The 24,785-nt window shown below is 69.6% G+C and carries 19 protein-coding genes and 3 pseudogenes; 19 read left to right on the top strand and 3 right to left on the bottom strand.

The genetic code is table 11. From position 1 onward, the window contains the following. The 6 genes and pseudogenes from ACFF45_RS32675 to ACFF45_RS32650 form a co-directional block, all read left to right on the top strand. A pseudogene (locus ACFF45_RS32675) lies at positions 1–516 on the top strand (ImmA/IrrE family metallo-endopeptidase); the annotation flags it as partial. A gap of 144 nt (positions 517–660) precedes the next feature. Then, entirely contained in the window at positions 661–942 is a 282-nt protein-coding gene (locus ACFF45_RS32670; protein ID WP_093600492.1) for a DUF3892 domain-containing protein, read from the top strand. Positions 943–996: 54 nt separating this feature from the next. Beyond that, a pseudogene (locus ACFF45_RS32665) lies at positions 997–1,243 on the top strand (transcriptional regulator NrdR); the annotation flags it as partial. Positions 1,244–1,305: 62 nt separating this feature from the next. Then, complete coding sequence (gene mblB / locus ACFF45_RS32660) at positions 1,306–2,610, top strand: anti-phage 6A-MBL system MBL-fold protein (RefSeq protein ID WP_381350531.1); 1,305 nt, start codon at positions 1,306–1,308, stop codon at positions 2,608–2,610. Then, a complete protein-coding gene (gene cap2-3 / locus ACFF45_RS32655; protein WP_381350530.1) occupies positions 2,607–5,147 on the top strand; it encodes an anti-phage 6A-MBL system cap2_3 protein in 2,541 nt (846 codons plus the stop codon). Before mblB ends, cap2-3 begins: the two co-directional genes overlap by 4 nt. Then, a complete protein-coding gene (locus ACFF45_RS32650) occupies positions 5,144–6,244 on the top strand; it encodes a patatin-like phospholipase family protein (protein WP_381350529.1) in 1,101 nt (366 codons plus the stop codon). The genes cap2-3 and ACFF45_RS32650 overlap by 4 nt, the downstream gene beginning before the upstream one ends. An 89-nt stretch (positions 6,245–6,333) precedes the next feature. Here ACFF45_RS32650 and ACFF45_RS32645 read toward each other — a convergent pair whose 3' ends face one another. Then, positions 6,334–7,380, bottom strand: a complete 1,047-nt coding sequence (locus ACFF45_RS32645; protein WP_381350527.1) for a hypothetical protein — start codon at positions 7,378–7,380, stop codon at positions 6,334–6,336. Positions 7,381–7,571: 191 nt separating this feature from the next. Here ACFF45_RS32645 and ACFF45_RS32640 point away from each other — a divergent pair, with 191 nt between their 5' ends. The 8 genes and pseudogenes from ACFF45_RS32640 (at position 7,572) to ACFF45_RS32605 (ending at position 15,185) form a co-directional block, all read left to right on the top strand. Continuing rightward, the gene (locus ACFF45_RS32640; protein ID WP_093600507.1) at positions 7,572–7,835 is read left to right on the top strand and encodes a helix-turn-helix transcriptional regulator; all 264 of its coding nucleotides are present in this window, start codon (positions 7,572–7,574) and stop codon (positions 7,833–7,835) included. 169 nt (positions 7,836–8,004) lie between these two features. Beyond that, positions 8,005–8,853: a DUF6083 domain-containing protein gene (locus tag ACFF45_RS32635; protein WP_381350525.1), complete on the top strand. Its 849-nt coding sequence runs from the start codon at positions 8,005–8,007 to the stop codon at positions 8,851–8,853. Further along, positions 8,850–9,331: pseudogene (locus tag ACFF45_RS32630) on the top strand (hypothetical protein). The gene ACFF45_RS32635 and the pseudogene ACFF45_RS32630 overlap by 4 nt, the downstream one beginning before the upstream one ends. Continuing rightward, a complete protein-coding gene (locus ACFF45_RS32625) occupies positions 9,328–10,797 on the top strand; it encodes a UvrD-helicase domain-containing protein (RefSeq protein ID WP_189867213.1) in 1,470 nt (489 codons plus the stop codon). Before ACFF45_RS32630 ends, ACFF45_RS32625 begins: the two are co-directional and overlap by 4 nt. A gap of 839 nt (positions 10,798–11,636) precedes the next feature. Next, a complete protein-coding gene (locus tag ACFF45_RS32620; RefSeq protein ID WP_210918367.1) occupies positions 11,637–11,924 on the top strand; it encodes a helix-turn-helix domain-containing protein in 288 nt (95 codons plus the stop codon). Then, positions 11,921–13,477 carry a helix-turn-helix domain-containing protein gene (locus ACFF45_RS32615; protein WP_381350523.1) on the top strand — a complete coding sequence of 519 codons (1,557 nt, stop codon included), beginning with the start codon at positions 11,921–11,923 and terminating at the stop codon, positions 13,475–13,477. Before ACFF45_RS32620 ends, ACFF45_RS32615 begins: the two co-directional genes overlap by 4 nt. Then, a complete protein-coding gene (locus ACFF45_RS32610) occupies positions 13,478–14,053 on the top strand; it encodes a transcriptional regulator (RefSeq protein WP_266469242.1) in 576 nt (191 codons plus the stop codon). 232 nt (positions 14,054–14,285) lie between these two features. After that, positions 14,286–15,185, top strand: coding sequence for a hypothetical protein (locus ACFF45_RS32605; RefSeq protein WP_381350522.1), 900 nt, complete (start codon positions 14,286–14,288; stop codon positions 15,183–15,185). Positions 15,186–15,227: 42 nt separating this feature from the next. Here ACFF45_RS32605 and ACFF45_RS32600 read toward each other — a convergent pair whose 3' ends face one another. After that, positions 15,228–16,178 carry a TniQ family protein gene (locus ACFF45_RS32600; protein WP_381350521.1) on the bottom strand — a complete coding sequence of 317 codons (951 nt, stop codon included), beginning with the start codon at positions 16,176–16,178 and terminating at the stop codon, positions 15,228–15,230. A gap of 262 nt (positions 16,179–16,440) precedes the next feature. Between ACFF45_RS32600 and ACFF45_RS32595 the strand changes: the two genes are divergently transcribed. From ACFF45_RS32595 to ACFF45_RS32585, 3 genes are all read left to right on the top strand, one after another. Then, positions 16,441–18,816 carry a Helicase associated domain protein gene (locus ACFF45_RS32595; RefSeq protein ID WP_381350519.1) on the top strand — a complete coding sequence of 792 codons (2,376 nt, stop codon included), beginning with the start codon at positions 16,441–16,443 and terminating at the stop codon, positions 18,814–18,816. Positions 18,817–19,012: 196 nt separating this feature from the next. Next, on the top strand, positions 19,013–19,516 hold the full coding sequence (locus tag ACFF45_RS32590) for a hypothetical protein (protein ID WP_362433753.1): 504 nt from the start codon (positions 19,013–19,015) through the stop codon (positions 19,514–19,516). A 157-nt stretch (positions 19,517–19,673) separates the two neighbouring features. Beyond that, positions 19,674–22,112, top strand: coding sequence for a DEAD/DEAH box helicase (locus ACFF45_RS32585; RefSeq protein WP_381350518.1), 2,439 nt, complete (start codon positions 19,674–19,676; stop codon positions 22,110–22,112). Between the two features lie 26 nt (positions 22,113–22,138). On the opposite strand, the gene ACFF45_RS32580 is transcribed toward ACFF45_RS32585, so the two are convergent. Then, positions 22,139–22,405, bottom strand: a complete 267-nt coding sequence (locus ACFF45_RS32580; protein WP_362433748.1) for a hypothetical protein — start codon at positions 22,403–22,405, stop codon at positions 22,139–22,141. 791 nt (positions 22,406–23,196) lie between these two features. Here ACFF45_RS32580 and ACFF45_RS32575 point away from each other — a divergent pair. Together ACFF45_RS32575 and ACFF45_RS32570 are read left to right on the top strand one after the other, a co-directional pair. Further along, positions 23,197–23,553, top strand: coding sequence for an HNH endonuclease (locus ACFF45_RS32575; protein WP_143041108.1), 357 nt, complete (start codon positions 23,197–23,199; stop codon positions 23,551–23,553). A 151-nt stretch (positions 23,554–23,704) separates the two neighbouring features. After that, complete coding sequence (locus tag ACFF45_RS32570) at positions 23,705–24,112, top strand: hypothetical protein (RefSeq protein ID WP_381350517.1); 408 nt, start codon at positions 23,705–23,707, stop codon at positions 24,110–24,112. Positions 24,113–24,785: the final 673 nt, after the last annotated feature.

Below are 24,785 nucleotides of genomic sequence, written 5' to 3'. Positions count from 1 at the left end.
CTACCCCGAAACGGCCCGGACGGTGAAGAAGCTGGTCGTCGAGGCCGGCAAGCAGTCTTCGCCGCCTCCCACGGCCTCCGGCCGCTGCAGCGCGGCAGCTTCCAGGGCGACATCCCCACCATCGCCCAGGCCCGGGCCGGCCAGGGCCACGCGCAGGGACGCACCCAAATCCGCTACCGCGACGGCATCCTGGGGCGAGAACTGCACGCGCAGACCGCGCCGATGGACGGCTACCTGGTCGCCGTCCTCGTCACCGACTCGGCGCCCTGGCGCGCCTTTACGCCGCCCACGAAGGACACCGGCCCCCAGGCGCGCGAGTACATCTGCGAACACTGCGACGAGGAGTTCCGCTCCTTCGAACCCGCCTGTTCCGTCTGCGGCGTCCCCCGCTGTCCCGAATGCGACCGCTGCGCCTGCCCGGCGCGCGTGACCGAACGCCTGTGCCAGGGATGCTTCATTCGGCATCCGCCCGCGATGTTCGCCGACGGCGCCGACCGCTGCCTCGACTGCTCCTGACGCCCCGCCAGTGCCTTCAGGACACCCTCGTTTCTCTACCCGCGAGTTACGTCGTCCGTCCCGGGCGAATCACCCCACACCGGGGTGACGGGACCCGGCGCCGGCTCCGGGACCCCGTCGGGCAAGGCCGGCAGAAGAAGAATCATGGCCATCCAGATCACCGCGGTACGCCTGTCCGGCGGCACCACGCACCAGCACATCACTCGCTTGTGGTGGACCAACCCGGCGACCGCCAAGACCGGCGACAACACCCGGGCGGAGATCGTCACCTGGATCGAAGACGAAAAGGGCCAGGCCTACACAAGCGACGCCGGCGGGCACCGGGCGGAGGTCGCCGTGGTCACCCCGCCGCGCGGCGAGAAGTACCTGCAGACCCGCGCCGATGGCGTGTGGACCAACAACCTGCTGGCTCTTCCCCGCCGCTGAGCAGTCCTGCCCCCGGGTGAGCAGAAAGGCGGCCGCCGCGCTTCCTGCTCACCCGGGCGGCGGATCGCGGAAGCGGTGCGGGCCGCCGGAAGGATCGAGCCGGCCACCCACGACGTGGGGCTGACCATGCCCGGCCCGCGGCAGGGGCACGGTCTCCTCGCCCTTGCGGTTCGCGTCCGTCTGTCGGGCGTTCGACATGCTCGAGGACTTCGAGGCGGCGATCACGGAGCTCCGGGAGCAGAGACCGAACACCCTGCCGTCCGATCGCGGCGGCGTTGTCAGTGGCGCGTGGTACATCTGACCTTCAAGTGAACTTGTGTGCTTTTCCCGCTAGTTGATCAGTATCGAGTGAAGAGGCAGGACATGGTCGAGACGGAACTTCCCGAGCAGGGGGTGGTGTTCTGGCCGGTGGGCACGGGTGACTCCACCACGATCGTGCTGGGCGGCGACCTGGTGGTGCAGGTGGACCTGCGGGACATGAAGGCGGCCGACGAGGACGACGCGGTGGTCGCCGCCGTCATCGACCGCCTGGAGGAGACCCTTCCGCAGCCCGACGGCAAGACGCCCTACCTTGCGGTCTTCGCGCTGACCCACGCCGACAAGGATCACTGCTGCGGCTTCGGCGACCTGCTGGAGAGCTCCATCCTGATCGGGGAGATCTGGGCGACGCCCCGGCTGTGGCGCGAGCTGTCCGAGGACAAGCCCATGTGCGAGGACGCCCGCCGCTTCCAAGAGGAGGTCGAACGGCGTGTAGACGCCACCCTCCAGGCCATCAAGGACGGCAAGGAGCCCGCGAGCGGGGACCGGGTGCGGATCATCGGCTACGACGAGGACCGCGAGGACCACGCCTACGCGCAGCTGCCGGACGAGTACTTCACCTTCCCCGGGAAGGCCATCATGACCGTCGACGGCGTGGAAGTCTCGGACAAGTTCGAGGCCTTCGTCCACGCCCCCTTCAAAGACGACTGCGCCGGCGACCGCAACGACACCTCCCTGGCCCTGCAGGTGCAGCTGCACACGGACGACGGCACGACGGGCCGGCTGCTGTTCCTGGGCGACCTCGCCTACCCCACCATCAAGAAGATCTTCGACTACAGCGAGTCCCACGACCGCACCGACCGCATCGAGTGGGACGTGCTGCTCTCCCCGCACCACTGCTCCAAAAAGGCCATGTACGCCAAGGGCGAGGACGGCGAAGATGAGCTCAAGCAGGACATCCTCGACCAGCTTGAGGCGCATGCCAACGCGGACGCTCGGGTGATCTCCAGCTCGCGGCCCTTCCGCGACAAGGACGACAGGGGCAACGACCCGCCGCACCTGCTGGCCCGCACCGCCTATGAGTCGATCACCGACTACCCGGTGCTGTGCACGGGGGAGTACCCCTCCAAGGAGGAGCCCCGCCCGGTGGTCTTCGCCCTGGAGCCCGGCCTGGGCCTCGAACTCGTCGACGTCACCGACCTGGAGAACAAGGGCCAGGTGCTGAAGGCCGCAGGCGGGGGACGCCGGCTGCTGGCCACGCTGGGCACCACGCGCTTCCCGGCCGCCGCCTTCACTGCCGCAGCCGGCCTGCCGCACCAGCGCGGCACGGACGCCGCCCGCGCCGGTGTGCAGCAGGCCAGGGGTGACAAGGCCGAGCCGGCGGTACAGATCGGATTCGGTGCCGCGTGAAGGACAGCGCCACCCTGGAACTCACTGAAGGCCAGCAGCTCGCCCTCGACCAGCTCCACCGGATCGTCCAGGCCTCTCACGGAGCGGTGGCGGCCACGCACGTGGCCGCCACCGCCAACCGGCCCGGGTACGTCGAGGCCCGCATCAGCGTGGGCTGCGCCAACTTGCCGCGCACGGAGGGCGGCCTGCGGCTGCGCAGCGTGGAAGCGGTCACCCTGCTGATCCCCCCAGATTTTCCCTTCAGGGCTCCCAGCGTGCGGACCCGGCACACCCGGTTCGCCGGCGCCCCGCACGTCAACTGGGGCCGCCACCTGTGCCTGTACCGCTCGACGGCGACCGAGTGGGATCCGGCCGACGGCATGTACGGGTTCGTCAACCGCCTCCTGGACTGGTTCGAGGCGGCCGCCGCGGGAGAACTGGACCGGCCCGGTGACCCCCTGCACCCCCCGAACGCCCTGACCGACCACACGGCGGGGCTCCTCGTGATCCGCCGCGACGCGCCCGTCGCCCTGCCGGACCGGTCGTGGCTAGGCGCCGCCGTACTGCACCAGGTCAACGAGACGCGATGCGACGTGGTGGGCTGGCTCGCCATCGAGGACCCCTGGCCCGCAAGCCCGGAGCAGCTGCGGGAGAGCGCCGCGCTCCCGGCCGACGCCCACGCGTTTCTCGCCCCCGCCGTCGTCACCACGAAGCACCTGACGTTCGAATACCCGCTCACCGCGCGGGAACTGGTCGATGCCCTGGCCCGCGACCACCTCACGCCACGCCTGCTGCTGGGGCTGACGGGAATCGTCGCGGACCATAACCGCACCCTGCTCCACCCCGGCGGCGACGCGCCGGCCGACGAGGAGGACACCCCGGCCGCGCCGGTGCACCTGTTGCTGGGCACCCCCTCGCGGGGCATCGCCGGTGACGGGCCGCGCCAGACCCACTTGGTGGCCTGGCACCTGCCCGACTTCGCCGACAGGGTCGGGCGCCTGGCCGCCGACACTGCCTTCAGTGGCCGCCCGCAGCTGGCCGAACTCGGCGACGAGGTCATCCAGTTCGGCACCGAGTGGCTCGACCGTCTGCCCACCCGGTGGATGCGCATCTACGAGGCCCGCCCCGAGGTCACGGTCCGCCGCGACCACGCCACCCCCGCGGCCTGGCTGCGGGGCAAACGCATTCTCGTCCTGGGCGCGGGCGCCCTGGGCGCCCCCGTCGCCGAAATGTGCGCACGCGCCGGTGCCGCGCACCTCACCGTCGCCGACCAGGCGCTCGTCCACCCGGGCATCCTGGCTCGCCAGCCCTACACGGACGCCGACATCGGCCACTACAAGGCGAGCGTCCTGGCCGACCGTCTCAACCGGATCGACCCCCACACCACCCGTGTCGAAGCACTCGTCGGCGACATCACCACCCGGCTGTCCGGACTCGACCTGCACACCTTCGACCTGATCTGGGACTGCACCGCCAACCGCATCGTCCGTGCCCGACTCGAACGCGCCCGCCGCACCGATGCCGCCCCCTGGCCCCACCTGGCCACGCTGATGATCGGCCACCACGCCACCCGCGGCCTCGCCGCCCTCTCACCCCGCGGCGCCACCGGCGGCGGCGCCGACGTGCTGCGCCGCACCGCGCTGGCGGCGCACACCGACGCCACGCACGTCTTCGACGACCTGATCGAGGACTTCTTCCCCACCCAGCCCCCGACCGAGCTCTTCCAGCCCGAACCCGGCTGCTCGGACACCACCTTCACCGGATCGGCTGCCGACGTCACCGCGCTGGCCGGACAACTGGTGGCCGGCATCCTCCACGCCCTGGCCGCCCTCGCAGACCGGCGCACCATGGCTACGCTCATCGTCCGCATGCCCGTCGGCCCCACCGTGGCCCAGCCCGCCGGGCCGCGCTGGCTGACCTGGCCCGACGACACCCTCGTCACGGACGAGGCCACCGGCTACGACGTACGCATCACCCCCGCCGCGCTGGCCGAGATGCGCGCGGAGGCCCGCCGCGGCGCCCGCGTCCGCGGCCCGCGCGTGGAAACCGGCGGCACCCTGCTCGGCGTCGTCGACGACGCCACCGGCGTGATCTTCGTTGACGAGGCCACCGGCCCGCCCCCCGACTCCTTGCTGACGGAGGCCTACTTCCGGCACGGTCTGGACGGCGTCAGTAATCACCTCGCTGCCCGCCGGGAGGCGACCGGCAACCTCAGCCGCTTCCTGGGCATGTGGCACACCCACCCGCACACGGCCGCGCAGCCCAGCGCCACCGACCGAGCCGCTATGACCAGCCTCACCCTGCCGTTGGACGACGCCCCCGCCCGCGCCCTCGTCCTCATCGCCGGAGGACCCGGACCCCTCTGGCGCAAATGGCTCGCCACTGGCGACGGCCCCGACTTCTACGCCCACCTCGCCGCCCGCACCGCCCCCGCCGCGACCGAGCCCCCCGCGCCGGAAGTACCCGCCCACCTCGGCCCCGTGACGTGGTGGCCCGGCGGCTACGCCATCCGCCCCCACCGTCCCGTCCCCGTCCCACGCAAGGGCTCCCGCTCATGACCCGCACCCTCGGCCTCGCCCTGTCTGGCGGCGGCTCCCGCGCCGCAGCCTTCCACCTCGGCTGCCTGCGCGCCCTTCACGACCGCGATCTCCTCGACCGCATCCGCGTCGTCTCCGGCATCTCCGGTGGCTCCCTCCTCGCCGCCCTGTGGGCATACGGACCGTCCGACTTCGCCGACTTCGACATCCGCACCACCGACCTCCTGCGCCGCGGCCTCCAACTGGACATCGCACGCCAGGCGTTCAAGCCCTCCGCGGCCGCGCGCAACCTCACCGCAGCCGCCCGCGCAAGCACCCGCCAACTGTTCTCCCGCCACAGCGACGTCAGCGTCGCCCGCCCCGCCAACCGCACCGACGCCCTGGCCGCCGTCCTCACCCACAAGGCGTTCGGCCCCCAGACCATGGCCGATGTCACCCACCCGGGCCTCGACGTCGTCCTCACCGCCACCGATCTGGCCACCACCAACGCCGTGCGCTTCGGCAGCACCCGCAGCGGCTGCTCCCGCTACGGCATCATCACCGAGCCCATCCACGTCGCCACCGCCGTGGCCGCCTCCGCCGCCTACCCCGCGCTCCTGCCCGCCCTGGAACGCACCTTCACCTTCCAGCACCCGGGCGGACACAACCAGCAGCACACCGTGCTGCTCACCGACGGCGGCGTCTACGACAACCTCGGCCTGTCCGTCCTCGAGCCCGGACGCTCACCGCACCACACCCAGCACATCTACGACGTGCCCTTTATCATCTCCTGCGACGCCGGCCTGGGCGAACTCGCCCTGAAAGCACCGCACTTCATGCCCGGACGACTCAACCGCTCCTTCGCCACCGTCCACCGCAAAGCCCAGGACTCCGCCCGCTCCCGCCTGCACGAGTGGGCCGCGAGCGGACGCATCGACGGCTTCGCCCTCGCCTACCTCGGCATGAAGGACAACCGGCTGCCCACACCGCCCGCCGACCTCGTCCCGCGCAGCGCGGTCGCCTCCTACCCGACCAACTTCGCAGCCATGACCCGCAGCGACCTCGAGGCCATCACCACCCGCGGCGAACAGATCATGCGCACCGTCCTTCCGATGTACCTGCGCCGGGCACACCGCTGAGACAGCAGCGAAGCAAGCGGTGGGGTGCCCCTCCGGCACGCGCAGCGGCAGGATGACCGGGGCCCGGCAAACGGGCCACAGTGCTGCCTTTACGCGCCAGCCTCTCTGGCGGCGTCTTCGCTGGGCGGCGAGTGCGCGGGCAGCTCCCATCGGACCTCGCCGCTGTCGTGATGATGGTGCCAGGCCGTGACGAGGCGGGCGCGGACCAGTTGGTCGAGGAGGTCTTCCAGCTGCTGGGGCGGCTGTCCGCACTGGCGGGTGAGGGCATCGAGCTCGCCCCCGCCCGCCCCGGCGGTGCTGTGGGCGGCCAGGGCGAGTGCGGTCAGCCGCAGGGCGCAGGGCAGGCCGGGCGAGGCGGCCAGCGGGGCGGGGCGCAGCGCCCATTGGGCGGCGCGGATGCGCGCGGTGCGTCCGGGGGCCTGGTGCAGGACGGCGGCGTCGAGCAGCTGTGCCTGGACGGGCGAGCATCTGCGGCTGAGGCGGTGCAGCCAGCCGGCGTGCTCCAGTTCGAGCCACAGCTCCGCGCGGCCGTGCAGCCGCATGCCGCGCAGGAACCCGTGGGGCAGGCGGATCTGCCCATGATGGTCGGCGCGCAACGCGCACTGCAGGGCGAGCAGCCGGGCTGCGGGGGAGGAGAAGCGGGGCAGCGCTGTGGCGAGGTAGGTGAGCATTTCGCGTACGCGCTGCTGCTCTGCCGGGCCGAACGGAGGCGTGGTGCGCGCAGGGCGCGCCATGCTGGCGGCCGGCTGGGCGCGGCCGGTGCCGAGCAGGGTGGGCGGCACGACGGCGGTGCGGCTCATCGCCGCCGCGCAGGCGGCGCAGGCATCAGCCAGCCGCCACACACGGCCGCCGCGGTCGCAGGTCAGGGCGAGCAGGACGGGTCCCGCGCAGCCGCGGTGGCGGGGGTGCCAGTGGCAGCCCAGTGCCCGGCACTGGCAGATGCGCAGGTACCCGGGCAGCGTGTCGGCGCGGGCGTGGCGGGCCAGATGGGTGAGGGCGGCCGAGCGGGCGGAGGCGGCCGGCAGGACGGGGCTGTGTGCGCAGCGGGGACAGGTCAGGGCCGGCCCGCCCGTCTGCGGGCGCAGGTGCACCGTCCAGATGCGCTGCACCGCAGCGTGTGTACTGGCAAGCCGCATCGGCTCGTTGTCCCTCCGTTCTGGTCCGCGTCGGCCTCGCGTGGTGGCCTCCCGGTACGTACGTGGGAGCCGCCCGCACCGTAGTGCAGATACCTGCACTCGCGCAGTGCGGGTGCAGGGCGCGCTCACCTGCACTGATAGTGCAGAAATCCGCACTGACAGGGCAGGTGTCTGCACCGTCGGATGGTGGGGTGACGATCTTGCCGCCCGACCCGGACCGCGACGCCCTGCGTGTGACGCTGGCGCGGCTGAGGAACGCGCGCGAGTGGACCTTCGACGAACTCGCCGGCCGCAGCGGCCTGGCCCGGCGCACGCTGATCGACCTCGAACACGGCCGGGCCGCAGGCACCGTCACCACCTGGCATGCCCTCGCGCACGCCTTCGATGTCCCCATCGAGCAGCTGCTCGGCTCGCTCTGCGACGACCACACCCCGCCCGGATCCAAGGGCGCCTGACTCCGGCCGCGTCAGGCCTGGCGCGCCGCGCAAATCACCCGAACCGGCGAGCATGCATAGAACGCACACCCGCCGACTCGCATTGCCGTTCGACAGGGCTGGGCCGCCCGGGGGACTGCCCGTCCGCCATCCCCGCCCTCGGGGCGTGTCACCTGGCACGGTCCTCGCCATGCGCCCCCACTCCATCCCCGGCTGCCACTGGGACGGCAGCCCTCGCACCGCCCCGGCGCGCCGTCCCCTGCGGGTGGCCGCCACCAGTCCCAGCCGCCTGCTGCGCGCCGGCCAGAGCGGCCGCTGCCGCCACTGCGGCAACCGCATCGACCTCTACCCGCGTGCCGACGGGCGTCCCATCGCCCTGCATCCCGCCGAACTGGCCACCGCCCACGCCCCTGCCTCCTGCCACTGGCACCTGAGCTCCGGCATCGCTCACTCGCACGGCGACGGCAGCGCCTGGTGCCGCATTCCGCACGCCGTGCTCTGCCCGCAGCGCACTCCCCTCTGCCGGATCAACCCGTCCCTCACGTCGGTGCGCCGCCAACTCGCCGTACGAACCCGTCGCCTGATCGACACCGGTGTCTTCATCCCCACGGCTGCCCCCACCAGCGCAGCGCCTGACGGCCCCGACCGCCCTCTCGTACGGATGCTGCTGGGCTACTACCTCGCCGACGGCCCCGTGGAGGCCATCCGCTGCGTAGCCCAGACGAGCCACCGAACCCGCTGCCCCCGTCCCGTCCTGGCCCCGGACGCCCCGCCCGGATCCTGGAGACTGCTGCCTGTCGGCACCCAACGCGGCCAACTCGCCCTGTCCGAACAGGTGACGGCCGTCTACGACTTCAGCCAGCTGCCCCATGCCGAACAACGGCGCTGGCGTATCCAGCGCTGCCCCGCGCACGCCACCACCCACGGCGCCGCCGACCTGGCCCTGGCCGGATGGCAGGTCTTCGATCCCCTCCTGCACGCCCAGCACCTGCGTACCGGTCTGCCATACCCACCGGCACCCGGCAGCAAAGAGAGGTGATAATGCCGCACCACGCCCTGGAAATCCTCCTGACGCGCCCGCTGGTCCCGGCGGAGTTCCGTGACGCCGCCCGCGTGCTGCCGCTCGCGACCAACCACGACACCACCCGCCTCATGACCCTCGTACGCGCCAAAACCCCCGGCCGCGCCGCACACCGGCTGCGCCAGCACCTCGCCACTCGGCTCCCCGTGGACGTGATCACCACCCACTACCCGGACGCCGCAGGGCAGGTCCTGCTCAACCTCGCCTTCCCGCCCACCGTCCACGCCACGATCCGCCACGCCGCCCATGAAACGGGGCAGAGCCCGGACTCTTCGTGAAGCTGGCCCTGCACCGCGCACTGGCCCAGCACGCCAGCGACGAGGCCGACCGGCTCGACCGGGCCGTGCAGCACCTGCTCGCCGGCACCACGGCCGCACACCTCCTGGCAGCCGTCGGCCACGCCCTGACCCGCACCCCCGGAGCAGCCCCCGCATGAACCCGACCGACGAACAGACGGCCGCAGCCGACGCCTTCCATGCCGGCCACCACCTCGCCCTGCAGGCCGGCGCGGGTACCGGCAAGACCACCACCCTGACCCTGCTCGCCCGCACCACCAAACGCCGCGGCCGCTACCTCGCCTACAACCGGGCCATCGCCCAGGACGCACGCACCCGCTTCCCCGACACCGTGCAGTGCAAGACCGCCCACGCCCTGGCCTACGCCGCCGTCGGCCACCGCTACACCCGCCGCCTGAACGCCCCCCGCCGCCCGGCCTGGCAGACCGGACAGGCCCTCGGCATCACCAAGCCGATCCGCATCGGCGACCGCGACATCTCACAAAAGACCCTCTCCAACGCCACGCTGCGCACCGTGGCTGGCTTCTGCCACACCGCCGACGAGACGATCACCCGCCATCACGTCCCCCGCCTGCGCGGCCTGGAAGACAAGGACCTGCACACCCAACTCGCCGCCCACATCGTGCCGTTCGCCCGCAAAGCCTGGGCCGACCTGCAGCACCCCGACGACGGGGCCGTGCGCTTCGACCACGACCACTACCTGAAGATCTGGGCTCTCAGCCAGCCGAAGATCGACGCCGACTTCCTGCTGCTGGACGAGGCCCAGGACACCAACCCCGTCGTCGAACAGATCTTTCTCGATCAGCGCGGCCACGCTCAGCTGGTGATGGTCGGCGACTCCGCCCAGGCCATCTACCAGTGGCGCGGCGCCAAAGACGTCATGACAGGCTTCGAGGGCACTCAGCTCGTCCTGTCGCAGTCCTTCCGCTTCGGCCCCCACCTGGCCCAGGAGGCCAACCGCTGGCTTTCCATCGCGGAGGCACCGATTCGCCTGACCGGCACCCCCGCCGTGCCTACCGAACTCGGGCACCTCGTCCGGCCCGACGCCGTGCTGTGCCGCACCAACGTCGGCGCCATGGCCCACGTCATGGACCTGCTGGCCGCCGGATACCGCGTGGGACTGGCCGGGGGAGGGGACAGCCTGCGCGCCCTGGCCCTGGCCGCCCGTGACCTCAAGGAGGGCCGCCGCACCTCCCACCCCGAGCTGGTGCTGTTCCCCTCCTGGGGCGAACTGCAGGACTACGCAGCCCACGACCCGGCCGGACGTGACCTGCAGCCGCTGGTCGACCTCGTCGACACACACGGCACCGACGCCATCCTGGCCGCCCTCGCTCACCTCACTCCGGAGCAACAGGCCGAGGTGACCGTGTCAACGGCCCACAAGGCCAAAGGCCGTGAATGGCCCTGCGTGAAGATCGCCGACGACTTCACCCCGCCGAAGGACACCGACAAGCACGACGACACCGGCCGCCCCGTCCCCGGACCGATCAGCGACAGCGAAGCCCGTCTCGCCTATGTCGCCGTCACCCGCACCCGCCGGCGCCTCGACCTCGGCGGCCTCTCCTGGATCCACGAGCACCCCGACGGAAACCCGCCGGCACGCTGACCGCCCTGCGGCACAACGGCAACCGTCGGCGCGGGCGAACCGAAGCACGGGCGCGGCAGGACCTCAGCTGGTACGTGGGTTGACATCCCCCTGGAAGCCGCTTTCCTTCCCACCCGTTGGCGGAACGCGGCAGAGCCTGGCCTACGCGGCGTCCTCCGCAACCGGGGCGCCGCCTCAAGCGGTACGGCGGACAGGCCCGACGCGCTGCCCGCGCAGGACGACGGCCGACGGTAGGGGGTGGGCTTGCGTGGCGCGGTCTGCCGAGAACTGCCAAGGCCTCCAGGCCGCCCACTGTCCACAGACGGACCCGGGCAGGCTCTTGGAGCCATGACACCAGCTCGCCGGGCCCCGCCCGGAACAGCAGGAAGGCGCCGCGCTGCGAGCGTCACGATGCCTTCCTCCATCCGGAGGAGCAGGCCGAGTTGGCCGCGCGGTTCCCGGCCGGCCACCAGGCGCAGATGGCATTCCTCCTGGCCGCCTACACCCGCAACGCCTCCGTGGTCGCCGCGCTCTTGGGCACCCGCGCGCGCACGGTGCACCGTCACTGCCGCGGGTGGTCGCTGCCTCCCGGGCCCCGGCTGCAGCGGGCCCTGCGCCGCCGTGTCCTGGACCTCGTGTGCCCGCGGTGTCTGTCTGACCGGGCGGTCGAAGAGGCACGCCAGGCGAAGCGGGACGCCCGGCGCGCGGGCCGCCGGATTCCGGGTGAACAAGACCGTCCCCATCGCTGACCTGCAGGGCCTGAGGAGAGACCCGTAGCAAGGGCCCGCGCGAGCTGCATCACTGAAAGCAATTTGCTGATATTCATGCGTAATTTGCATCGACTCGGATACAATGGGGGTGTGGGATTGACCTTGGAAGAGTCGTTGCGGCTGACGGTGGCCGCGTTGATGCAGGTGACGGGTGACTCGCAGCGGTCGGTTGCGGCAGTGCTGGGGCTGACGCAGACGCAGGTGTCGCGCCGGCAGTCGGGTGCCGTTTCGTGGAGCCTGCGCGACGTGGATGTCCTGGCCGAGCATTACGGCATCGGCGCCCTGGACTTGCTTGCGGGTCCGACCAGAGCATGCGAGGCGCTGCCCGCCGACCGGCGCCGTTCCGTCCGGGCCGAGACGAAGGGGGCGAGCCGGTGAGTGACTTCGACGCGATCGACTCGCTCCTCGACGCCGTCGGCCCGCAGGCCGAACTCCCGCCCTGCCAGGTACGCCGCGAGCTGCGGGAGCGAGCCCGGCTGTCCAAGGCGCAGGTGGCCCGTGCGCTCGGGGTGAGCCCGTCCACCCTCAGCGGATGGGAGAACGGCCGGGACCCGGCCGGTGAGGTCCGCACCAAGTACGCGTATCTGCTGGACGGGCTGAACGCAAAGCTCACCACCGAGACCGAAACCACCATGGCGGAGCCGGCTGAGGAGCGGTCCGCAGCATCAGGCACTGCTGCGGCGGCCGTCGCCTCTACGCCGTCGACGGAACCCGGCCAGGACGAGGACGAGGTGGAGTCGCTCGCCGTGCCCGAGCCGTGTGTGCTGTGCGGGCGTCCGGCCCCGCAGCGTGTGGCGGGGTTCGCTCAGCACCTGGATCCCTCCGGCTGCCAGGCAGCCCCTGCACAAACCCCGAAGCCCTCGCCCACCGCGCCATCTGCCCGCGCCCAAGTGCCGCGTACGGCCCGCCCGCCCCGTCCGGCCGACGGTAAAGACACGGTCCGGCGCGGGCGGGCGTTCCAGGAGCCGTCCGGGCCGACCGACTTGATCCACGAAGCGGTGCACGCCATGCTCGCCGAGCACCAGGGCGACGTCGAGGCCGCGAGCGCCGTACTGCTGAAGCGGGCCATTCCGGACGCGATGCGCCTGCTGGACGAGACCCGCAAGGGCGCCCGCTACGACGTGATCGCCCACCCCTGGATCCCCGACATCCTCAAGAAGCAGACCTCCAAGGGCGCCGACCAGATCTGGGAGGCGCGCCCCAAATGGACCCGCACCGCCCTCCCGCCCGGTCGGCACGAGGTGACCGCGCTCGACATCAACGGCGCCTACCTTTCGGCCCTCAAGACCCATCTCCCGCTCGGCCAGATGGAACACTCCACGGGCTTTGCCCACGACCGGCGCCGCGCCGGAGTCCACCTGATCACCCCGCCCGCCTGGGAGCACGACGCGGTGCTGCCCAACCCGATCGGCCAGCGCGACGAACCAGGCCCCCTGTGGGTCACCGAACCGACCCTGCGCCTGCTGCTACGCCTGTCCGGCCCGAAGCACCGCCTGTGCGAGCCGCCCGAGGTCCACGAGTCGTACACCTCGGGCGCCACCGAGAACCTCCTGGAGAAGTTCCGGATCGCCCTCAAGGACGCCCGTGACACCGCGATCGCTGACGGCGACGGGCTGACGTTTGAGTACGTGAAGGCGATGTACTCCAAGTTCGTGTCCACGATGGGGGAGTCGAACTACAACCGGGAGCTCTACCGTCCGGACTGGATGCACATCATCCGCTCCCAGGCCTTCGCCAACCTCTGGATGAAGGCGCTCAAGGCTCACGACGCGGGACTGACGGTCGTACGGGCGATGGGCACCGACGAACTCCACGTCATCGGAGACTGGCGCCGTGTCTTCCCTGAAGGCCGCGGTGTTACCGAAGTCAAGGTCAAGGACACGTACACCGCCGGAACCGATGTCGAAGCCAGCACGGGGGAGAAGCAGTAGATGCCGGAGAAGAACATCGACTTCGGGAAGTTCGGTGCGAGCGGGATCAAGGGCAGCGAAGCCGTCGCCCGCCAGCTCGACTGGCTCGCCGCTCACATCGCCACCCCGGTGACCGCCAGGCGTGGCCTGATGGCACGCCTGCACTACCTGACGACATCGGACAGGGCCTGGCAGGCGGCCAAGGACGCCGGACTGACCGTGAGCGACCGGACGCTGAAGGCATGGCTGGAGGGCACCCGCCGTCCCTCGAAGGCCAACCTGGAACGCATCGACGCCGCCTACCGGGCGGTGCGACGCCGCAACGTCGCCCGCCACCTCACCGCCCGCCTCAACCGCGAGGGCCGCGGCACTCGCGTGGAGATCCACCCCCTCGACCAGTCCGGCGTGGCGCGCCAGCTCCAGCGGGTCGTGGCACATCGGACGATGAACGTGCGCCGCTGGGACAAGATCGTCGCGTCCTGGGCGGCCGGCGACCATCAGGGCCTGGACGACGCCTGGACCGCCGATGTCCTGCCCGACCTGGGCTCCCAGTGGGGCCAGTACGAGTACGTCAAAAACATCGGCTTCGCCGCGTAGCAGCCTGCGCCCGGCAAAAAAAGGGGTCTCCAGCGCCCGCCGCCCTGACGTCCGGTGGTGCTCACTGGCGCGGGGTGGAGCAACTCGGTAGCTCGCCGGGCTCATAGCCCAGAGATCTTCTCCGAACTACCGCTCGAAGCAGCGAGAAGCGCTGCTTGCGGCCGCTTCTGGATCTACCCTTGGTTCCAGGACCGGCCGAGGCCACCTCGGCGCTCGCCGCTTCTGGAGGGCCATGCCAACGGCAACACCCATTCCGCTATCGCCCGACGTCATCGAATACGTACGGGGTGTCTTTTTCGACGTGAACGAACGCGTAACGGCGAGGCTCGACCGTATGCCGACCGTGCATGAGGAGACCCTCGACTTCGCATTCGTAGACGCAGTCGCCGAAGCGCAGGGCCCTCATCTGTTGCCATCCGGCACCCTCGTCGATATTGACGTTCACTTTGTTGGCGGTGGCCGACATTGGGATCGGTGGGAAGTTGCCGATATCGGCTTCATCGTCACTTTCCGACTCGATAACACTCTCCTACGTACCAAGGTGGTGCTACTGCAGAGCAAGCGCCTCTATCCCAGGGAATCTGAATTTATCGAGGATGAAGGGATCACTCGCCCTGGCGGTTTCGGATCGCTGATGCGCCCCTCGCTCCCCGCCTCTCTGGGGTCACGTACGTTTCGGTTTGACGAGGCTTGCCGATACAAAGCCCTTCAGGTGGGCGACACCCAGTGGCAAGCGATTTCGCACTATGAAAAAGAGTACAATCTCCCCGTTCATTATCTGCTGTATCACCCTCACTCGATACCGACGCAAGCATCTATCCCGGTAGCTATCCCGCTGGAGCGTCCAATTGCTCCGCCAGATGTGGGGGCGCACGTACTCTCAGGAGAGGCCCTTCGGCTACTTACTCGTGAATTTTCACGGAATTATGCCCCTTCTTATGGGGAGCTGCGAGATGGGCACGGACAAGTGGGCTATGGCCTTCCCGAATTCGTGGTTGGCAGAGTGCTATCTTGTCTCGATGGCTACGTAGTCGACGACGCAACGGACAATGAGGGACTGCGACGCGTCTTCAGTCAGCGAGGTGCCCCCATTGCTGCGGCGGTGCGCATGGACATCAACCTGCCCGGATAATCTCAGAACCATACGGTTCGGAGCCCCCCGCTCGGATGTGGCCTACATGTCGGCGGCTGCCATGCCCAACTGCCAGGTCAGGCACGAGCGTTGGCTCACCGGACCGGTCCGGGACGCGATCCGGCTGTGCCCCGCCCCAAGCACCAGCCCGCTTCGGCCCGCCGGACCGGACGGCGCGGGCACCCCCCTACGGTGGCGCCCCAGCCACATCAGCAGCGCCTGACGCCCTTCAGTCACGTCCACCCCCCACCCGGCCATCAACTGCTCCACGCCCGCAAGCCAGCGGGACCGGTCCGCCGTATCCCGCCGCCCCGCCCGTTCGAAGTCCACCATGGCGTGCGCAAGTTCCGCGGCCTCCGAGTAGATCACCAGTGGGGCCGCCCGCATCTCCCGCGCGTCCAGCCCAGCCGTCCAGCCCCGCCGCACCCAACATACGGTGTCCGGCATCCGCGTCCACCAGTACACCGCCACCTGGAAGGCATCGGCGAACAACTCCTCGCCGGCCGGCCCCCACCGTTCGGCCAGCTGCTGCCGTACGCGCTGCGCGGTCACCGTCTCGGGCAGCTCGGCCAGCTGCACGAAGTCCGGACCGCGGCCGCGGGAGTCGTCCGACCAGTAACCGTGCCGCAGACAGACCTGCCAGCTGTCCGGCGACATCAGCCACACCGTCTGGCCGACACCCAGGGCATCGGCACACAGCGGGCAGTACCGCACGAGGTGCCCCGCCACGGGCTCCCAGCGCCACCACCACTGCGCCGCCTCTTCGCCTGGCAGCAGGTGCTCCGCGCCCAGGCTGGGCAGATCCTGCTGCAGAAGACCAGCCGCACGGTCAGCAAGGACAGCCAGATAGCGCAGCCCCGCCTCGTTCATGTACATCTCGGTGGACTGCGGGTACTTCTCCACCCGTTCGGTGTACGCGGATGCCTCGCCCTGTCCGACGCGGTCGAGGAACGCCGCCAGGCTCAGGCCGTTGGCGTGCGCGAGCCGGTTCACGAACGACCCCGTCGACTCACCCGGCACCGGCCGCACACGCAGCGGCAGCGGCCGGCGAGGCCCGTACAGACCGGGATCGTCCAGCACCGCTGCCCTTCCCGCCGAAGCCGTCACCACGGGTCACCGTGACCGGCCCGCCAGCAGGCGGTCAAGAGCACCGACACTCGTTCAGGTGAACCCAGGCGAACGCCCAGGCACGGCCTCGCACACTCCTTCCACCCTGTGAACCAGGTGCCTGTGCACACCGTCACCCGGGAGGACCATGGCCACGACGACACGCATCCGCCCGGACACGACCGTCCCCGCCCCCGCGACTGCCTCGCGCCTGAAGACCCGCCTGCGCGGAGGCCAGCAAATCGCCGTCGACACCTCCGCGAGCAGCTTCATCGAGGGCTACCGCCGTGTCAGCGTCTACATGGCCACCGGCACCGGAAAGACCCTGGTGGCCCTGCACGTCGTCCAGGAAACCGCACCCGAAGGCGCCTCCCTGGTGGCAGTCCCCTCCCTGCGACTGCTTGAGCAGACCGCCGCGAAATGGCACAGCGAAGGACGTCCCGGCCGCTACCTCGGTGTCTGTTCCTCAAGCCACCCGGCAGACCCGTACCTGGCCGACATCCTCACCATGGTGGGCACCGCCGATGACCTGGCCTGGCAGGCAGCCGACACCCCAGGACCGCTCAACGTGTTCTGCACCTACGACTCCCTGGACAAGGTCGTCGAAGCCCACCGCGACTTCCATCTGCCCCGCTGGGACATCGTGGTCGCCGACGAAGCCCACCGCACCGCCGGTGACTACGACAAGCCCTGGGCCCGCATCCACCACGACGACAAGCTGCCCGCCCGCCACCGTCTCTACATGACCGCGACGCCCCGTGTCTTCGACGAGAAGAAAGCCCGCGAAAAGGGCATCAACGCGGACACTGTCATCGCCTCCATGGACGACGTGAGCATCTACGGGCCCGTCGTCTACCGCATCTCCCTGAGAGAGGCGATCGATGAGGGGCTCCTCGCCGACTACCGCATCGCCGGCGTCGTGATCAGAGACGAAGACCTGCGGGGCCTCCTGAACCGGCTTCCCGCGAACACCTGGACCGGCGAAGCCTTGCGTGCCGCAGCCGCTCAAGTGGCCCTGCTGGTCGCGCAGCACCGCTATGACCTGCGCCGCACGCTGACCTTCCACCCCTGCATCGCTGCGGCGGACGTCTTCGCCGAAACACTCCACGAGACCGCGGCCCTGATGGCCCCGGCCTACCACGCGCCCCTGCAGGTCGGCACCGTCAGCTCCCGGCAGAGTCCCTTCGAACGCCACAAGAATTACACCGACTTCGCCTCCGCGCCCCTCAACACCCCCGCCTCACAGCAGCCGCCCCGCCGGGCCGTCCTCACCAACTGCCGCTGCTGCGCCGAAGGCGTCGACATCCCCGCCATCGACTCCCTGCTCTTCGCCCACCCCAAGACCAGCAGCATCGACATCATCCAGTCCATCGGACGCGCACTGCGCCAGACCCCAGGCGACAACAAGATCTCCACCATCGTCATCCCCATCTACATGGCACCCGGCGAAACCCTCGAGGAGGCCGTCAAGAAAACCGCCTTCCACCTGATCTACCGGGTTCTCATCGACCTCGACGTCTACGACGAGCACACCTTCCACCTCGTCGACCACTTCCGGTACCCGAGCGACCCCACCGCCACCCCCCAGATCGCCCCGCGCCCGGAACGCGCCGACGAGATCATCCCCGTTCTCGACCTGAACGATGTCATGGCCCCCAACCGCGTATGGGAGGCCGCCTTCGAGGTCGCCACAGACTTCTACCTCCAAAACGGCCACCTCGACGTCCCCAGCCGCTACCTCCACGACGGCCGCTTCTACCTCGGCTGGTGGATCGGCGCACAGCGCTCCATGCGCAAGAACGGCCTGCTCCTACCCGAACGCATCGCAGCACTGGACACCCTCGGCATGATCTGGGAGCACCCCCCGCACAGCATCGAGCGCAAACTCCTCATCGCCCGCGACTACGTCACCCGCCACGGACACCTCGCCCCCCGGTGGGTCGAACACCACCAAGGCCTGCACCTGGGCCGCTGGCTCGCCGACAGCCGAAAGGAAGCCAACACCCGCCGCCTGCCCCACTGCTACCAGCGGGCCCTGAACGAGATCTACCCCTGGTGGAACACCAAAGGCAGAGCCGAATGGAAACGCACCTACGCCCGCGCCCACGCCGCCGCACGCGACAAGACCCTGATCTTCCCCGGCCCGCACCAACTCACCGGCGCCGCCCCTGTGCTGACCCAATGGCTGGCCGAGCAGATCGACAACCTCGCCGGGCTCGAGGACTACCAGCGCCACCTCATGGGCGATCTCCCCATCGAGCACCCCTTGGCCCTCCTGCTGCGCCGCCCGCGAGGCTCCTCCCAACGGGCCTTCGCCCGAGGATTGAAGGCCGCCTATGCCTACCGCTGTCGCCACCAACACCTGGACGTTCCCTACAACTACACCTGCGAAGACGGCTTCGCCTTGGGAAGGTGGCTCGCCGAGAAGCGGCGTTTTCCGCAGGCCCTCTCGCGAGAACAACTGGACGCCCTGGAAGCCCTCGACATGCGCTGGATCTCACGCCACCGGCACCGCACACCCTGAACCGCCGACCAACCGGCAGACCACGGGCGCGCCCCTGCGCTCCGCCCCCCGAACGAACAGCTGCACCGGATCCTCCCGGCAGCGCCCGCCGCACCCGCCCAACAGACCCGGAACCCGAGCCCGGCAGACATCACCAGACGTACCGCAGCCCAAAAGCACGAAAGAACCGAACGACCTCAACCAGAAGCACGGCATCATGACGACACCGCCCCACTCGCCCGGCCGGCTGCCTGCCTTCAGCATCGGCCTCACCCACGTCACACTCCCCACCTCACAGGTACAGGTCAACCGCCTGACCGAACTCATCAACGAAGTCACTCTGGGCACCGACGTGATCGTGATCGTGGTGAGCCCCGCCACCCACCTGGCCGAGACCGACGTCGATCCAAGCCGCTTCATCTGGCCGACCTGGCAGGGAGAGACCATCCCCGAGGCCCACCAGAAGTGGAAGGCCGTCTTTGCTACCCAGGACCGCACCTTCAGGGGCATCTACTACGAGGGCCCCACCCTTGAAGAGACGCAGACCTTCCGCGTCCCGGCCACCGTTCTGTCCGACGCGATGTGGAAGATGACCCAGAACGAGCCGCCCTGCGCGGTCCTGTGCACCGGCCTCACCGGAGACCCCTCCGCAGCCGAGATCACGACCGCCCTAAAAGAAGGAAGGCTCCAAGCAGTCCTGGTAGAAGCCCTGTTCGCCTAACCGCAGACCAGCCCCACGCCATCCCCTAACGTTGCGCAGACACAACCCGCACCCATCGACCCGGCCCGCTCCTCTCACAACACCACTCAGCGAAGGACACCCGACACGATGGATCCCGCCGGCCACCGCTCCATCGCGCACTGAGGATCTTGTTTCAATGCCCTCTGAGGAGCCCATCGCCGAGATCTCCGCCGTCACCGCCTCCCGCACCCGCCCCGCCAGGCTCTCACTACGCCCGGACCAGCAGCGGGCGGTCGACAGCGCGGCACGTCACCTGGCACGCGAACACACCCGCGGACACATGGTCTCGGCCTGCGGCACAGGCAAAACGCTCACCGCGCTGCGGACCGCCGAAGCCCTCGACGCCCGACACCTGCTGATCGCCGTGCCGAGCCTGGACCTCATCTCGCAGTGGGCCAGCACAGCCCGCAACGACGGACGCCCAGAACCGATGATGGCCGTCTCATCCCTGGCCGCAGCCAAGCACCCGGTCCTGGCCGGAGCAGCCGTCCACAGCACCAACAACCCAGAGTTCCTGGCAACGTGGCTAGCCCGGCACGAGCACGCCACCGTCTTCGTCACGCTTGACTCCCTCCCGAGAATCGAACAGACCCAGCACACCCGTGCCCCCGTGCCGACCTTCGACCTCCTGATCGTCGACGAGGCACACCGCACCGCGGGAAGCTGGGACAAGGACTGGACCGTCCTGCACGACCACACCCGCATCCGAGCCGACCGCCGCCTCTACCTGACCGCCACCCCCTACGAATGGGACCCACCCCGCCTGACTGAAGCACCCACCACCCGCCCCCAGCCCAAACGCACCGCAGCCACCGCCCCCGCCTGGGACACCCCCGCCCTCGTCGCCTCCATGGCGGACCCCAAGACCTTCGGCCCCCGCCTGCACACCTACAGCCACGCCGATGCCATCGACGACGGAGTCCTCGCCGACTACCAACTGGTCGTCCCCACGATCACCGACACCCACCTGCGCACCGTCCTCACCACCCCCGACACCTACTCCGGCTTCGGCCCGACCGCACGCCGCACCACCGCCCTGCACCTGGCAGTCCTCAAAGCGATGACCGAACACGACCTCCACCACGTGATCGTGTACTTCCAGCAGGTCGCCGACGCCACCGACTTCGCCTGCCAGTTCCCCCACACCCTGCGCACCCTCACCGACGACCAACGTCCCGCCTGGACCAGCGACCTGGTAGTCCAGTCGATCAACGGCACCCACAGTCCCGGCCAGCGCCACGACATCCTCACCGACTTCGCTACCGCCGACCGCGCCGTGCTGACCAACGCCCAAGTACTGGGGGAGGGCGTCGACCTGCCGGCCGTCGACGCCGTCGTCTTCGCTGACCGCACCGCCAGCGTCCGCCGCATCGTCCAGGCCCTCGGCCGCGCCCTGCGCAAACCCCCCACCCAGACCGCAAAGACCGCCAGCCTCGTCGTTCCCGCCTACATCCCTCACGGCGCCGACCCCACCGACCTCCTCGGCACCCCCTACGAAGCCCTCTGGCTCGTCACAGCAGCCCTGCGCCACCACGACCAGACCATCGCCGCCCGCGCCCCCCGCACCACCGCAAAACGCCGCCTGGAACAGGGCACCCGCACGCTCCTGGCCCGCCGCTTCCGCTTCGACTTCACCCTCGACCCCGACAGCATCGCCCGTGCCATGGACCTGATCGCCTGGCCCGCCGACGCCGCCGCCCTTTCCGCCCCCCGCCGGGCAGGCCTGGCGGCCGCGACCCGCTTCCACGCCGAACACCGCCACCTGCGCGTGCCCTCCGACTACGAAGACGCCTACGGCTACCGGCTCGGCGCCTTCATCACCAGCCAGCGCACCGCCCGCAGACAAGGCATCCTCACCGAGGACTGGATCGCCGAACTCGACGCACTCGCCATGATCTGGGACGACCACGAAGCCGCCTGGCAGGGCAACCTCACCACCGTCACCGCCTTCCACACCGAGTATGGCCACCTCGCCATCCCCGACCACCAGCCCGGCGGCCGCTTCCTCGGCATCCAGCGCACCCTCGCCCGCGACAACCGCCTCGACCCCGACCGCCACGCCCAGCTCGCCGCCCTCGACCCCGACTGGACCCTCCCGCACGGCCCCGACTGGCATCGCAAGTACCACCTCCTGCGCCGCCACATCGAGGCCGGCAACAGCCCGGCTGCCCTGTACCGCGACACAGTGATCGACGAGGTGAAGGCGGGAAGCTGGCTGCACCGCCAGCTCTCCACCTGGGACCGCCTCGCCCCCGCCCAGCAAGCTCTCCTCACCCGCCTGCAGCTGACCCCCGCAAACCCCCTGACCCCTGCCAGGCCGGCGAGCCCGCCCACAGCGAAGCGGCGACGTCGTTCCTTCGAGCAGAACGCGCAGATCCTCCAGCTCTTCGTCGAGCACTGGAACCGCCCGCCCGGTGCACGGGAATGGATCGAGATCGACGGAGAACGCATCATGATCGGCCCGTGGCTGTGCAAAGCCCGAACCAGACGCGACGCTGGTCAACTCGCAAAAGAGCAGGATGACTTGATGGCTCGGATCCTCCAGGAAGCCTGGACCGCCCCAGTACCGGAGTAACGCACCAGGCTCGAAAGGCTACGCGGTCACTGTTCTGGCCCCTCGGTGACGCCGAAGCTGAAGCCGACCTCGAAGGCGGGCGATTCGTCGTACGCGGAGTGCCTCATCTGCTGGTCCTGTATGTCGAAGAAGCCGTCCTCGACGAGGGCGCCGCCGTCCCAGTACCAGCGGGCAAGACGATCGGCGGCTCCGGCGAACTTCGTCGTCCACGAGCCCGAGCTCACGCTGATCCTGCCGATCGACGCTCCAGCGGCCATGGCGGACACCGACTTCATGCTCGGCTCGTTCGGCATGGGCGCCCAACCCCACGACCGCGAGTCCGTCTCCGTGCGCGTAGCGCTCGAGATTCCCCGACCCGAAAGATTTGTTATCGGTAAATGGATCGAGTTGACTCCATGAGGTTCAACCCGCTTTGGATCTCGCCAGCCCTGATGCGATCTTGGTTGCGAGATGGGCGGCCCGGCAAGGTGTTACCGCACCTTGCCGGGCCGTCTTTTCTGGCGAACTCGATGGGAGCGAGTCACCAATGACAGAGCCTAAGTGCTCCATAGAAGGCTGCGAGAAGCCGCAGAGGTACAAGGCGAGCGGCTGGTGCGGGATGCACTACGCCAGGGCGAGGAAGTACGGCACCCCCGATGCAAAGGTGCGTGAATACACGGCACAGACCGGTACCTGCCGGGCGGAGGGGTGCGACCGTCCGGCTCAGCGCAAAGGGTGCTGCCAGGCCCACTACGTGCGACTGTTCCGTGGGGAGAAGGATGCGCTCGCAACCCCCATCAGTACTCAGACGAAGAAGACTTGCACCCTGGACGGCTGCAGCAGAACGCACGTTGCCCGCGGGTACTGCGATCTGCACTACAGCCGGATGCAGCACAAGGGCGATCCTGGGGGCCTGGACTTTCAGGAGAAGACCCCTCGCCCCGACAAGTGCCAGGGGCCGGAGTGCGACTCGCCGGTTCGCGCTAAGGGGTACTGCTCGGCCCACTACCGGCAATGGCGCGAGGGTCAAGAGCTGGTCCCTAAGTTGTCCTTCGCCCCGGCAGGAAGCGGACATACCAACAAGAACGGCTACAGGGTCTTGTCAGTGACCGTCGATGGCGTGCGGCGCAGCGTGTTCGAGCACCGTGTAGCTGTTGAGGAGGCGCTCGGCCGCCCGCTGTTGCCGACGGAGACGGTGCACCACGTCAACGGCATACGCCATGACAACAGCACCGACGGCCCGCTCATCCTGGATGAGCGGGGCCGACTGCGTTCGGGGAACCTCGAGTTGTGGTCGCACGCGCATCCGCGCGGTCAGGAGATCGGTCCGAAGCTGGATTACGCGCGGGGCCTGCTGGCGCTGTATGGGTCGACTGAGGAGCGGCAGCGGTTCGCTGAGTTCGCGCGGCATGTGGTGGAGAACGAGGGCGGCGAGGACGGTTCTGACGGGCAGGCGACGTAAGAGCGGGGCGGACTTTACGGTCCGCCCCGCTCGTTGTTCAACGCCGCGCCGCTGGAGCCCCCGGCCGGCTCCGGAAGCGCCGGAAGTCCCGCTCGGTCCGGGCTACGTCTCGCCCGTTGAAGCGATCCCGGCCGAGGAGAACCTCGCGGACGTGATCCTCGACGACGCGACGAAGGAGCCGCCCGCGGACCCGGACGCCGTGTTCGTTCCGGAGCTGCCCTACGGCTCCAACCGCGTGTGTCAGTACCGCCTGGTGGAGCGCACGTTCCTCGGCCCGCACAGCAGCCCGATCGAGCGTCTCCTTCTGCCCGAGGGCGATCCCACCCTGCTCGGACGGGCCCCAGCCCGCCCCGACCGAATGCACGCCGCGCTTCAGGGGCGCTGCTCGCTAGCACCGCCCCTGAAGCGCGGACACTCGGACCACAAGCCCAACTGGCGAGCGTGTACCTCGCGGCACACACCGACCCTGAAACCGGCAACAGCCTGGAAGAACTCGACCAGATGGCACGCTCCTGCGATATCAGGCCTGCAGAGCTGGCCCGCACCCTCGATCAACTGACAGCCACAGCACTGCTCGAGACATGGCAGGCATCCCCGTACTCCGGAGACCTGCACTGGACCCTTGCGCGTACATCCAGAAACGCCCCACGCATCGCCGGTGAGCGGTAGTCAAAAGCCCCTACAGAAGCTGCCGTAGCCAGCCACCAGCTCACCCCGGCACCGAACATAGCCTCGCAGCAGTAGTTCTGAGAGGCAATCAAGTAGCGGTGATCCAGAGGGTGAACGACGCGACCGACCCCTGCTCCAAGCCGCAGTCTTTCGCCAACCACCCGGCGTCGCGAGAACGAATCGCGGTGGGAAGCTGGCTCGAACAGGGGGAGCCCCATGTTTCAAAAATATGGGGAGTTTTCTGCTTCCTTAGACGAAGAGAAAGCTCGACCGCCCCACCGTCCTCAGCACGGAAGAACCCCGCTACGCAGCCAGCCCGAAGGCGCACCGCGGAGCGGGGCGCCTTCCCAACTTCCCTCACCACGCAACCAGCTGAAGGAAAGTCATTAGGCAAGGTGCATGGGAAGCTGATCGCGGAGCGATCGGGTTCCCATGCACCGTACCCACCTCATGCTCCACGGAGTGGAGCACACCGGCCACGGAGTGGCCGACAGGATGCGGAGCATCCTGCTTTCCCCCGCCGCGTAGCGGCGGCGCGTCGTGTCTGCGGAGCAGACCGCGCG

The organism is Streptomyces cinereospinus (assembly GCF_042430725.1).
Taxonomy (GTDB): domain Bacteria; phylum Actinomycetota; class Actinomycetes; order Streptomycetales; family Streptomycetaceae; genus Streptomyces; species Streptomyces cinereospinus.
The sequence above is the reverse complement of the archived record's forward strand: the minus strand, read 5'-3'. Positions and strand labels throughout refer to the sequence as shown.

Excerpts from the sequence above, each read along its gene's own strand:
- ACFF45_RS32610 (WP_266469242.1), top strand. The coding sequence starts at position 13,478 with ATGCCGGAGAAGAACATCGACTTCGGGAAGTTCGGTGCGAGCGGGATC.
- ACFF45_RS32645 (WP_381350527.1), bottom strand. The coding sequence starts at position 7,380 with ATGCGGCTTGCCAGTACACACGCTGCGGTGCAGCGCATCTGGACGGTG.
- ACFF45_RS32635 (WP_381350525.1), top strand. The coding sequence starts at position 8,005 with ATGCGCCCCCACTCCATCCCCGGCTGCCACTGGGACGGCAGCCCTCGC.
- ACFF45_RS32590 (WP_362433753.1), top strand. The coding sequence starts at position 19,013 with ATGACGACACCGCCCCACTCGCCCGGCCGGCTGCCTGCCTTCAGCATC.
- ACFF45_RS32595 (WP_381350519.1), top strand. The coding sequence starts at position 16,441 with ATGGCCACGACGACACGCATCCGCCCGGACACGACCGTCCCCGCCCCC.
- ACFF45_RS32585 (WP_381350518.1), top strand. The coding sequence starts at position 19,674 with ATGCCCTCTGAGGAGCCCATCGCCGAGATCTCCGCCGTCACCGCCTCC.
- ACFF45_RS32650 (WP_381350529.1), top strand. The coding sequence starts at position 5,144 with ATGACCCGCACCCTCGGCCTCGCCCTGTCTGGCGGCGGCTCCCGCGCC.
- ACFF45_RS32625 (WP_189867213.1), top strand. The coding sequence starts at position 9,328 with ATGAACCCGACCGACGAACAGACGGCCGCAGCCGACGCCTTCCATGCC.
- ACFF45_RS32580 (WP_362433748.1), bottom strand. The coding sequence starts at position 22,405 with ATGCCGAACGAGCCGAGCATGAAGTCGGTGTCCGCCATGGCCGCTGGA.
- ACFF45_RS32670 (WP_093600492.1), top strand. The coding sequence starts at position 661 with ATGGCCATCCAGATCACCGCGGTACGCCTGTCCGGCGGCACCACGCAC.
- mblB (WP_381350531.1), top strand. The coding sequence starts at position 1,306 with ATGGTCGAGACGGAACTTCCCGAGCAGGGGGTGGTGTTCTGGCCGGTG.
- ACFF45_RS32605 (WP_381350522.1), top strand. The coding sequence starts at position 14,286 with ATGCCAACGGCAACACCCATTCCGCTATCGCCCGACGTCATCGAATAC.